Source organism: Photobacterium profundum (assembly GCF_003026285.1).
In the GTDB taxonomy this organism is placed as follows: domain Bacteria; phylum Pseudomonadota; class Gammaproteobacteria; order Enterobacterales; family Vibrionaceae; genus Photobacterium; species Photobacterium profundum.
Genome location: NZ_PYOD01000011.1, coordinates 129482 through 139407 on the forward strand (window position 1 = coordinate 129482; position 9926 = coordinate 139407).

Here is a 9926-nt window from a genome sequence, read left to right on the forward strand (position 1 = left end):
GAATACTACCATTGCACTTCTTCTTTCTGCAGAGTTCTATTCATATTTTTCGATGTGTTACTTTGTTTTGTTTTATTTATGAACGGATTGCCTATTGTTGGTCAAATAAGGAACGGTTGGTTTTTTATTGAAGATTTATACAGAATAAAGGCTTGCGTATCAGTCTTGTATACGTATAATGAGCCGCATCTGCCCGAGTGGTGAAATTGGTATACACGACGGATTCAAAATGCGTTGCGTCTTGAAAAGTTATGTGATAATCTCTTTTTTAATCAATCGGTTAGATGATAAAAAGACTCTATAAAAAAGTTGTATATAGTTGTATAAATGCGAGTGTGTTGGAATAGGTAGACAAAACGGTCTCAAACACCGTCGCCGAAAGGCGTGTGGGTTCAAGTCCCACCACTCGCACCAAATTAAAGAAAGTCGCTTAGGCGGCTTTTTTGCGTTTTAAAACATAATAAATACAAATCAAAGATTTGTAGACACTTCACTAACATTAAAACTACGTTTTAACGCACTCAGCGCCTTAAGTTAAAGCAGTATTAAAATGTATAATTCAAAAGTGAATTTAAAAAGTTAAAAAAAAATGTTAAGGATGATAGGACGATGACGAGGGCGCACGCCTACACCTTAACATTTTTTTAAATTGTTGGAACACCTGTAAAAATTTTGTCAGTTGCAGATTCTTCTCTTTTGTTTATTTCAGAACAATCTATAAAGAAATTGATATTTTCATAAGATAATTTCATAGAACACTCTGAATATACTTCCACTTGATAACCCATTTTTTCAAAATCAGTATGATATGTAGAAGAAATTTTATCACGACTCTCTTTATCGTAAATATTTACAAGAGCCGTATCACCTAACCATGTAGTAATTTGAACCAATTTATCGTCTAACGGATGATCCTGCTTTAAATACTTAACAACTTCAGGCTTTTTAGGCTCAATAACTTCAACAGGTTCAAGAACCATTGTTTTATTAGGACTTGAATCTAAACTTTTCAATGATTTATTTTCTAACTCAACAAATTCGATATTATCTAATTTAACATCAGTCTTTAATTCCGTCTTTTTGTCTTCATTCAAAAAAGCAAAAGGATTAAGTGAAAAATCAAAAAATAGAAAACCAATAATCATAGCAAAAGTTACAATAGCCGCTAAAATAAAAGGCCATGAAAACCAAACAAGTTTAACACCAACAGCATCTAAATCCTCTTCAACATCACCATCACTAAGAAGATGAGATTTATAACATTTAAAAATCTCTTTATCATAGGTTTTTGTTTTATTACCTATCATCTTTCTGTCAGAATCTCTAACGTAATAAGTAAATACATTATTACCCATTGTTTTTTGCTTCATAACTTCATAATAAATTTCAACAAAGCCCAGAATATCACGAGGTATTCTATTATAATCTTGAGTAATTAAATAAATATCATAGCCAGCTTGTCTATGCGTAGAAAAAAAGTTTTCTATATCTAAAACCTCAGATTTTTTTCTTTGTTTATTCAAAGCAAAATGAGCCTCATCAACAACAATAAGAGGAGCACGACCTTTATCATCTCTCCAGTCGTCTTGATAATCCTCTACATTCAAAAAAGTATCAGAAAAATCACCTTTTTCACTTTCAACTATTTGAATTAAATCACGATCAATTTCTAATATCTCAGATAAATAATCTTTGTTCAGTGAAAGATTAGTTATAACCTTTCTATTTTTTCTTAAAGCAGGTAAAACTACCTGTTGGGTAGCCATAAAGCTCTTACCCGAACCTGGCACCCCATAAATCATTCTAACAGCCATATATATTTCCCTCGTTACTGTTTTTTTAAAATTATTTAGAACCTAATCTAACAAATGGAATTAATTGAAGAAGCAATTTCACGCCATGAGCAGAAAGATATATAGTAAAAACTTCATGCAAACCTACCGCAGCCGCAGCATCAATAAAATCAGATGGTAAAGCATCGTAATATTTTGAAAAATCGATAAAATCTAACATTTCACTTAAACTATCAAGAAGTAGTAAAATAGCAGTCATAACACTATCGAAAATAAATAAAAACAAATCATTAAAAATATCATATAAAGTTGTAACTAACTTTTTAAATAATTCTAAAATATAATTTAAAGCATCATTTAGCATAACCCCCCCTTAAAATATTTGTCTAAATGCATAAAAAGAAGCGTTCATAAGTAAAATTATTCTAATTAATTCAATTAAATTAAAATTATTTTCACCAATAGGCAAATTTTCTAAATCAATTTTATGTTCACCAAAATCGACAATATCAAAATCAAAATTAAGTTTTAACTCAGGAAAATCACCATCTTTTTTGAATGGATTTAAAGAAGCAAGGAATGCACCTATCCCACCATCATTAAAACCTTGAATATGCTTATTCAAAACACCTTGAAAACCTTCAGTATAAATAGGGGTGTACCAACCATCTAAATCAGGTGTACCTGCTTCACCCCAATCAGTACCAGAGCCAGAACCAGAACCAGAACCTTCACCTTTACCAGAACCAGAACCTTCACCAGTTCCATGTGTCGGTGGACAATAAGGACCAACTACGCAAGGACGATCAGAACCATCATCAGAACCATCCCCCATGATATCCCCTTTATCTATATCAATTTCAGTCTCAATAACTTCTTCACTTATAACCTTGCCCGTACAATCAGTAACAACTATTTTTTTAATAATAGTTTTTTTAACATCATCTTGAACTTGTGAAGTGTTATAACCAACATCTATGACAGTCGTTGTGATTTTACATTCATCATCTTTTTCAACTTTTTCAGATGAAACTTGTTTAGCGGGTGGATCACAATATTCTTCTAATTGTCCCTCCAGCCAGTACGAGCCTTGATCAAATTGAGCCTCGCACCATTGTTTAAAAGTGTAATCGTAATTGTCATCGACATAACAAGAAGATTCAGGCAATGAATTTAAAGAAGAACCAGATTCACCAGTGTATTGATAAATAGCTTTTCTACAATCGACAGAAGTATCAGCAGTTAAATCAGAAGTAGAAACTTGTTTTACAGCACTTTTACAATATGCAAAAACTTCAAAATCGTAATAACCGCCATAATCAGAAGATTTAGCAAAAAATCTTTCTTCAGGTAGAAACTTAATAACTTTTCTTGCATCTTCTAATAATTGTTCATAAGTACAACCATCAGAACCACAGATATAAAGATTTAAAGTATCATCATTTGGATCACCACCAAGAACAGCAGAAGAACCTAATGAACGTCTAACACTATAATCAATAACCTTAGAATGTTCATAATATGCATAACTTAACTTATCTTTAATTGCAGAATTACCACAAAAGAATTCGTCAAATTGTTCAGGAGTGTAAATACCATTATCAGGTTCAGGATTAGGATTTGTTGGATCTATTCCATAACCCTTATATGTACAAATATATGAACCTTCATATAAATAACCAGTCGGTATTTGTAAAATATCTAAATCAGAATCAGCACAATTTTGAATAGTATAAGAATTATGAAGATAAGAGCCACGACCAAAAATGCTTGTTTGAATACTACAACTTGAATCAGAATCATCACAACCACCACTATGTCTAAAATCAAAAGGTGAAGTTGTATTTATAAAAGGTTCTACAATATGTTTTTTATTATGAGCATCACCATAATAAATATGCATACTTTTATGACTACCACCTCTCCAATCTTTATAACCGATTACATAATCAGTCATTTGAAAATCAGAAGCGTAAGCTTTATTTGGAACAATAAACAACAAAGAAACAACCAAGACATAAAAAGCCATTGTTAAAGTGTTATAAATATCATTTTTAAAAAATTGTTTAATTGTTTTTATGTACTCCATTGATTACCTCTAATTTGATTTAAAACCTTGAACAAATGCAATTGCAGCCGCAGCACCAACTAAAAAATAAATTGATAATGACAAAGCTTGTGAAGCAGATTCAAATGTTGAAAAGTCCATATATTTCCTTTTGTTAATAAATTTGGTGATCGACATTGGACTCGAACCAATAACCGAACCTGTATTCAAATCAATAAATACAACTCCCTTCTACCATTGAAATAGTCGATCATATTTTTGTAAAAAAAAAGGGCAGCAAAAGCCACCCAATTTTTCAAACCATTAAGCAGTTTTGATTTTAGAACGTGCAACCTGCAAAGCTTTCTTAGCAAGTTGGTAGCCGATTATCGCACCACCCGAAACTACTAAAAAGCTAACGATTGGCGCTATATCAAATAAAGCCGTAATTTGTTCTACTGGAGTTACTGGATCCATATTATTTTTTCCTTATATTATTTAAAGTTATATTGTTTATATTCATGATCATAAATCAAATGAAGAAGTTAATTTGAAAAGTCTATTATGCAGTTCTTATTAAACTCGCCACTTGACCAATAACCCACCCCAGAATCCAAGCAGAAATTACAGCAGCAAAACCAGCTTCGAAAGAAGATGCATGATCAGTTATTGTTAAAACGTAATCCACATTAAGCCTCTAATTCAGGCATATCAGATAAATTATAATTTAAGTATTTATCTTTGTGTTTTAGCCAGAATGGTGCAGAAACCATTTGACCTCTTAATTCTTCTAAATATTTTATATTTTCTTCGGTCGCTAATTTATCATTAACAGAAAGGTAGATATCAGAACCATTTTCAAGCTCAACTTTTAATTGTCTTTGAACAAAACTTTTAGGCTCACCTGTTTTTTTATCATTATATTCAACAGTCTTTTCAAGGTATCTACGAACCTCGCATTTTACATACATCATATTTTTTCCTCGTTATATAATTATTATTTATTTATCTTCTCTCTATGTTTTATAACTAATTATTTTTTTGTCAAGCCTTAACTTGAATATTTTTAATTTAATGTTTCAATATAAATAATCAAAAAACAATAACGAGGGAATTAAACATGAAAAAAATAATGTTAATAAGTGCTATATTAATTAGCGGTTGTGCAACACAAGAAGTAATAAAAGAAAATAAATTTGATAAACATTCAAATGATATATTGATAAAAGAAATCGGAAAATTTGAAAATAAAGAAAAGTCGTATGAAGAAATTGAAATTAATTTAATTAAAATATTAGAAGACGAAAAAACCAAAAATAAAAATATTGAGTTTAATTTTACTAACGAGTCAAAGTTAGAAGACTTATTAAACGTCTTTGAATTTTACAAAATAAACACAATTGTTGATTCTAAGATAGACACCAAGCAAAGAGTCATAATAAATAAATATGATGGTGATTTAAAAAGCCTAATAAGTGCAGTAAGTGAAAACACAAATTTAACTTTTGAGCAGAAAAACGAAATACTATATATAACAGAATTAAAAAATTACAAAATAAAAGTTGTTCAAGATAAAGAAATAATTGACGCAGTAAAATTAGAACTTGAAAAATTAGAAGATGAAATAAAAGAATTGGTTGTAAGTGACACAGCAGGAGTTTTTTCATTCAAAAGCGACTACAAAACATTTAAGAAAATAGAATCAATAATAAAAGATATAAATAACAATACAAGTTTAATCAATATAGATTTAAGCTTAATAAATGTAGAAATAAAAGAAAGTGATGGAAATGGATTCGACTGGAAAACTCTTAATATTCTTGCAAACCTCGATGGTTCAGAAATGCTAAACAACGGATTTAGTTTAACAAGTGGAAATAGATTAGGAATAACAGGGAAAAACTTTAATTTTAGTTTAGTAATGAATGCTTTAAACGAATACGGACAAACAGAAGCAATTCAAAATACAAGCATTAAAACCTTATCAGGTAAAGAAGCAGTTTTAAAGACAACAGAAAGGACACCTTACATAGACAAAATAGAAATTATGAATAATGGAGAATTCACAGAAAAAGGTTTTACAACATCAGAAACAGAAACAGGCTTAGAACTTAAAATATTACCATATTTCGACAAAGATTCTAAAATGTTAAACATAAAGGTAGACCTTAAAAATAGTTCCTTAAAAGGCTTTTTAAACGTTTCTAACGATGATTTTGAACTTAACCAACCCAACACAGAAGAACAAGAATTTAACAGTGTTGTAAGGATTAGAGCAGGTGAAACAAGCGTTATTGGTGGTTTAATTTATTACAAACAAAATAAAAGTGGAAATAATATATTTAATGAAATTACACAAAGTAACAAAAAAGAATTTTCTAAAAATGCTTTATTTATTTTAATTAGACCAACAGTAAAATCATACATATATAAATAATTTTAAATCAGGAAACACTTAATGTAAGTTAACCAAGGAAAGGGCAAGCCCTTTCGATTATTCAAAAGCCCTAAAAGGGCTTTTTCATTTTTAAAAGACAAAAAAAAAGAATGTGTAGGGCATTCTTTTTCTTTTTAACATAGAATTTTAATAAACAGGAGCTTTTGTTTTTTGGCATCCATGCCAACAGTTCCTATATAAAGTTATATAAGAATAAAAAGTTTTGTCAATAGTATATACAAATTATTTTTTAATTATTTTGTATTTTTTAAAGTTTAAATATGATTCATCAATTTCAATAAAGCCATCAACGTTTAATATATCGTTTAATTGTGCGTTTAAATTAAATGTATAAGTTTCATCACCATCAAAAATTGAAGATTTAACATTAGTAATTTCACCATGTTTATTTTCAACTTTAGAATATCTAAAACATTTTTCAAAATGATTAGTTGCGAAAACAACAAAAGAAGAATAATCATTACTCTTAACCATATCGATTGCTTTTTGAAGATTAGAATCTTCATGAATTTTAGAAGTTAAAAGATCTTGTTGATTAGAGATTTTTCTTAAAAAACGCCACAGTCCAAGATTGTTTTTAAATCCAAAAATACCATAAGCTCGATAGTTCCAAAGTGATCTATGAAATGAAACTTTATCAAGTTCAACTTGTTCATTATCCAAAGTAGTACCATTGTAAGAGCTAACATTAACCGTTTTCATAATGTATTTAGTTATGTAGTTTATAACGTTATTAGACTTTTTATTACTTGTTAAAACATCAATTTTACAGCTTCTATTTGTATAGCCGAAAGTTTGCAAAAACATTTTCTCAAGAGTAAGTTTTTTACTTTCAATAATTTCTTTCTTAGTTTTTTTATAAAGACCTAACATTGATTTACTTTGGTTTTTAGTCATATTCTTAACCACAGAATCATTAACCAAAAACTCTTTTTTAGTTAATACTAAAATGTGTTGGTGAATACCTCCGTTTTTATGAGGTTCACGACACCAAAGACCAATTAAAGGTATGTCATTACGATTGGCTCTTGATTGGATATTTCTCCAACCCTTTTGCAACTCTTTTGCATTATCAGTTGGAGTTGTTTTTTTATCCCAATGAGTTTTATCATTAGCATTAAAAGATCTTGGTAAGTGCTCAGGTCTATTCGTTAAAGTAATAAACCTACAAGCCCAAGAACCGTCAGATGTAAGCTCATTGATGTAATTCTTAATCATCATAAGCTCATTGATTTTATTCTTCTTAGAAAGCTCTTGAAGCTCTTTTAAAGTCAATTCTTGATTATCATCTAACTCAATATATTGATTAGAAAGATACTCATCAGCAGCAATTTTAGATTCAGTCATGATTTTAAATACTCTATCACTCATGTAACTTGAAACATTACCTCTTTTAATTTCTTGCAACTCCATTTGTTGCTTTAAAACTTTAAATAACATATTAGATACAATTTTAAAATCTTGCATCTTAGATAAAGCCACAGCTTCACGATTAGGATGTTTTTTATCCTTTGGTAAGAATGTTTTGAATGTTAAACCGAAAAAATTGAATGAAGTATCTAATAAGACTTTATTAGCTTTAATGTATATACAGAATTTTAAAGCAATTTCTTTAATATCTTTAACCATCATTATTTTAAAAGCTTCATGATTTACTTGAAAATCACCAATCGCAGAAAAAGCAAGATTTTGATCAATCTCACCTTGATGATATAAATTATTTAATAATTCAGATTTAGCCTCAAAACCTTTTACGTTTGAAACGATGTAATTGTTTATTTGTGCTTCTTTAAAAAAAGTGTCATCTACTTCACTATTTAAAGTATTTAAATATTTTTCCATTTTTACCCCTACAGTAATTTATATTGTATCTACAGTTATTACATAACGAAAAAATAAGTCAAGTATGTGCATACAATTTGACAAAATAAATATCTTTGATATTTGTATATTAAGAGAATGACAATTTTAAATTGTATACTCACTATACAAAGTCCCTTTGTGTTCGCCACTTCGTGGTATATCTGCAAAGTAAACTTTGCTTTTCTGATTAAATAAATAAGGAGAAATAATCATGATTAAACAGAATATAAGATACTTAGAAAGAAAAATGAAAAAGGAAATTGAAAAGAATCCTAAATCTGAAATTGTTGAAATGTATAAAAAAGCAATTGATAAAGAGAAAGAAGAGTTAAAATACTGGAATTCTGTCAGAGAAAAAAACAAAGTTAATTTTATAGATATAAGCAAGGAGAAAAAATAAATGGAAACAATGAAAGTAGAAGAGTGTTTAAAATATATTGATAATTATAATGAATATATATTGACCCTAATTATTATAATGGCTTTATTATATGCATCAAGAATTATATTGATAATAGATGATAAACTTGAAGAAAAAAGAAATAGAAAAATAAGCAAGGAGGAATAATTATGAACACAGAACAAAAATTAAACCAAGCTCAATTAAAAGATTTGAAAAGAAAATTAAATGAGAATGAAGAAAATATAAAGGCTTGCTTATGGATGCTTGAAATTTCAGAAATGGAAAATCCAAAATGGGAAGAAGAAAAACATCAAGCAAGTTGTAACATTGCTTATTTACAAGATAGATTAAATCAACACAGGAATCTTAGAAGAGAGTTAATTTTAAACATTAAAAAATTGGAGGTAATTCTATGATTGGTAAAATAATAAGATGGTTTTTATTGAATAACATTGATGATGATATCATCAATGAAAAATCAAACATAATTCAGTTTCAAAAGGAAATTGAAAATAATAACAATTCTGAAATAAGAAAAGAGATGTCAAAGGAATTAAAGGACAAAGCAAAAATAAGACTTGAAATATTAGAAAATTTAAAGAGGAATAAAAAATGAAAACAATATTAAGATTTGAAAAAATAAAAACTTTTGAAGCGTTGAATCTATCCAACGCTCATATAAACAGATACATGGAAACGCCAAACGCAGATACTAAAATTCGCAACAAAAAAATATTTGGTTCAGGGAATGTTGTAAAAGACGTAAAAGAACGTTTAAACAAGAATGGTATTAAACCAAGAAAAAACGCAGTCCTTTGCATGGAAGCTCTTTTAACACTTTCACCAGAGTATTTTACAAGTAAAGAAGCAACAAAAAACTTTACTATTGCAGCAGCGAAATGGCTAAGTGATGAGTATGGAGAAAATGTTTTAAGTGTAGATCTACACCTTGACGAGTCAACACCACATATTCACGCTATAATATTACCTATAACCGAAGATGGAAGGTTAAGCGCAAGAGATTTATTTAATAAACTAACTTTAAAGAAGTTTCAAAAATCTTATTGTGATCTAATGAGCGAAAAAACAGGAATTGATTTTGACTATAAAGAGGGAAGTAAGGCAAAACATCAAAACGTTAAAGAGTATTACACAAAAATAAATAAGGAATTGCCAGCATTAAAAGAAAATGATGATTTAAAAGCTAAGGTTGAAAATCTTGAAAATGAATTAGATGAAAAAGAAGATGAAAATTATCAATTAAATGGAAAGATAAAAAAATTAGAAAAAGATATTTCAATTCAAAATGAAGAAATTTCACAGCTTAAAAGTTTTATTGAAAAACTAACAAAGAAATTCAAT

Annotated in this window: 12 protein-coding genes and 2 tRNA genes; 7 read left to right on the top strand and 7 right to left on the bottom strand. The window is 28.7% G+C overall.

The window, feature by feature from the left end; all coding sequences use genetic code 11:
* The first annotated feature begins 329 nt into the window (after nucleotides 1-329).
* Nucleotides 330-414: transfer RNA gene (locus C9J48_RS20410), tRNA-Leu, on the top strand.
* A 230-nt stretch (nucleotides 415-644) separates the two neighbouring features.
* On the opposite strand, the gene C9J48_RS20415 is transcribed toward C9J48_RS20410, so the two are convergent.
* From C9J48_RS20415 to C9J48_RS20430, 6 genes are all read right to left on the bottom strand, one after another.
* Nucleotides 645-1814, bottom strand: coding sequence for a zonular occludens toxin domain-containing protein (locus C9J48_RS20415; protein WP_006228302.1), 1170 nt, complete (start codon nucleotides 1812-1814; stop codon nucleotides 645-647).
* 31 nt (nucleotides 1815-1845) lie between these two features.
* Nucleotides 1846-2157: a hypothetical protein gene (locus tag C9J48_RS20420; protein ID WP_006228301.1), complete on the bottom strand. Its 312-nt coding sequence runs from the start codon at nucleotides 2155-2157 to the stop codon at nucleotides 1846-1848.
* A 9-nt stretch (nucleotides 2158-2166) separates the two neighbouring features.
* Nucleotides 2167-3882 carry a hypothetical protein gene (locus C9J48_RS27970; protein WP_006228300.1) on the bottom strand — a complete coding sequence of 572 codons (1716 nt, stop codon included), beginning with the start codon at nucleotides 3880-3882 and terminating at the stop codon, nucleotides 2167-2169.
* A 143-nt stretch (nucleotides 3883-4025) separates the two neighbouring features.
* Nucleotides 4026-4113: transfer RNA gene (locus C9J48_RS27975), tRNA-OTHER, on the bottom strand.
* Between the two features lie 51 nt (nucleotides 4114-4164).
* The gene (locus tag C9J48_RS27980; RefSeq protein WP_006228298.1) at nucleotides 4165-4317 is read right to left on the bottom strand and encodes a hypothetical protein; all 153 of its coding nucleotides are present in this window, start codon (nucleotides 4315-4317) and stop codon (nucleotides 4165-4167) included.
* Between the two features lie 212 nt (nucleotides 4318-4529).
* On the bottom strand, nucleotides 4530-4814 hold the full coding sequence (locus C9J48_RS20430) for a hypothetical protein (RefSeq protein WP_036802287.1): 285 nt from the start codon (nucleotides 4812-4814) through the stop codon (nucleotides 4530-4532).
* A 146-nt stretch (nucleotides 4815-4960) separates the two neighbouring features.
* Between C9J48_RS20430 and C9J48_RS20435 the strand changes: the two genes are divergently transcribed.
* The gene (locus C9J48_RS20435) at nucleotides 4961-6277 is read left to right on the top strand and encodes a type II secretion system protein GspD (protein ID WP_006228295.1); all 1317 of its coding nucleotides are present in this window, start codon (nucleotides 4961-4963) and stop codon (nucleotides 6275-6277) included.
* A 243-nt stretch (nucleotides 6278-6520) separates the two neighbouring features.
* On the opposite strand, the gene C9J48_RS20440 is transcribed toward C9J48_RS20435, so the two are convergent.
* On the bottom strand, nucleotides 6521-8140 hold the full coding sequence (locus tag C9J48_RS20440) for a replication endonuclease (protein WP_006228294.1): 1620 nt from the start codon (nucleotides 8138-8140) through the stop codon (nucleotides 6521-6523).
* A gap of 232 nt (nucleotides 8141-8372) precedes the next feature.
* Between C9J48_RS20440 and C9J48_RS20445 the strand changes: the two genes are divergently transcribed.
* The 5 genes from C9J48_RS20445 to mobV all read left to right on the top strand — a co-directional run.
* Nucleotides 8373-8561 carry a hypothetical protein gene (locus tag C9J48_RS20445; protein ID WP_006228293.1) on the top strand — a complete coding sequence of 63 codons (189 nt, stop codon included), beginning with the start codon at nucleotides 8373-8375 and terminating at the stop codon, nucleotides 8559-8561.
* Nucleotides 8562-8729 carry a hypothetical protein gene (locus C9J48_RS27985; protein ID WP_006228292.1) on the top strand — a complete coding sequence of 56 codons (168 nt, stop codon included), beginning with the start codon at nucleotides 8562-8564 and terminating at the stop codon, nucleotides 8727-8729.
* Nucleotides 8730-8731: 2 nt separating this feature from the next.
* Nucleotides 8732-8980, top strand: a complete 249-nt coding sequence (locus tag C9J48_RS20450) for a hypothetical protein (protein WP_006228291.1) — start codon at nucleotides 8732-8734, stop codon at nucleotides 8978-8980.
* Nucleotides 8977-9180 (top strand): hypothetical protein, encoded by a 204-nt coding sequence (locus C9J48_RS20455; protein ID WP_006228290.1) that lies wholly within the window; start codon nucleotides 8977-8979, stop codon nucleotides 9178-9180. Before C9J48_RS20450 ends, C9J48_RS20455 begins: the two co-directional genes overlap by 4 nt.
* On the top strand, nucleotides 9177-9926 hold a 750-nt coding region (mobV, locus tag C9J48_RS20460), incomplete at its 3' end, for a MobV family relaxase (RefSeq protein WP_107281229.1). The genes C9J48_RS20455 and mobV, both read left to right, overlap by 4 nt.

Coding starts and splice junctions, on each gene's coding strand:
- C9J48_RS20415 (WP_006228302.1), bottom strand. CDS start 1,814: ATGGCTGTTAGAATGATTTATGGGGTGCCAGGTTCGGGTAAGAGCTTT.
- C9J48_RS20420 (WP_006228301.1), bottom strand. CDS start 2,157: ATGCTAAATGATGCTTTAAATTATATTTTAGAATTATTTAAAAAGTTA.
- C9J48_RS27970 (WP_006228300.1), bottom strand. CDS start 3,882: ATGGAGTACATAAAAACAATTAAACAATTTTTTAAAAATGATATTTAT.
- C9J48_RS27980 (WP_006228298.1), bottom strand. CDS start 4,317: ATGGATCCAGTAACTCCAGTAGAACAAATTACGGCTTTATTTGATATA.
- C9J48_RS20430 (WP_036802287.1), bottom strand. CDS start 4,814: ATGATGTATGTAAAATGCGAGGTTCGTAGATACCTTGAAAAGACTGTT.
- C9J48_RS20435 (WP_006228295.1), top strand. CDS start 4,961: ATGAAAAAAATAATGTTAATAAGTGCTATATTAATTAGCGGTTGTGCA.
- C9J48_RS20440 (WP_006228294.1), bottom strand. CDS start 8,140: ATGGAAAAATATTTAAATACTTTAAATAGTGAAGTAGATGACACTTTT.
- C9J48_RS20445 (WP_006228293.1), top strand. CDS start 8,373: ATGATTAAACAGAATATAAGATACTTAGAAAGAAAAATGAAAAAGGAA.
- C9J48_RS27985 (WP_006228292.1), top strand. CDS start 8,562: ATGGAAACAATGAAAGTAGAAGAGTGTTTAAAATATATTGATAATTAT.
- C9J48_RS20450 (WP_006228291.1), top strand. CDS start 8,732: ATGAACACAGAACAAAAATTAAACCAAGCTCAATTAAAAGATTTGAAA.
- C9J48_RS20455 (WP_006228290.1), top strand. CDS start 8,977: ATGATTGGTAAAATAATAAGATGGTTTTTATTGAATAACATTGATGAT.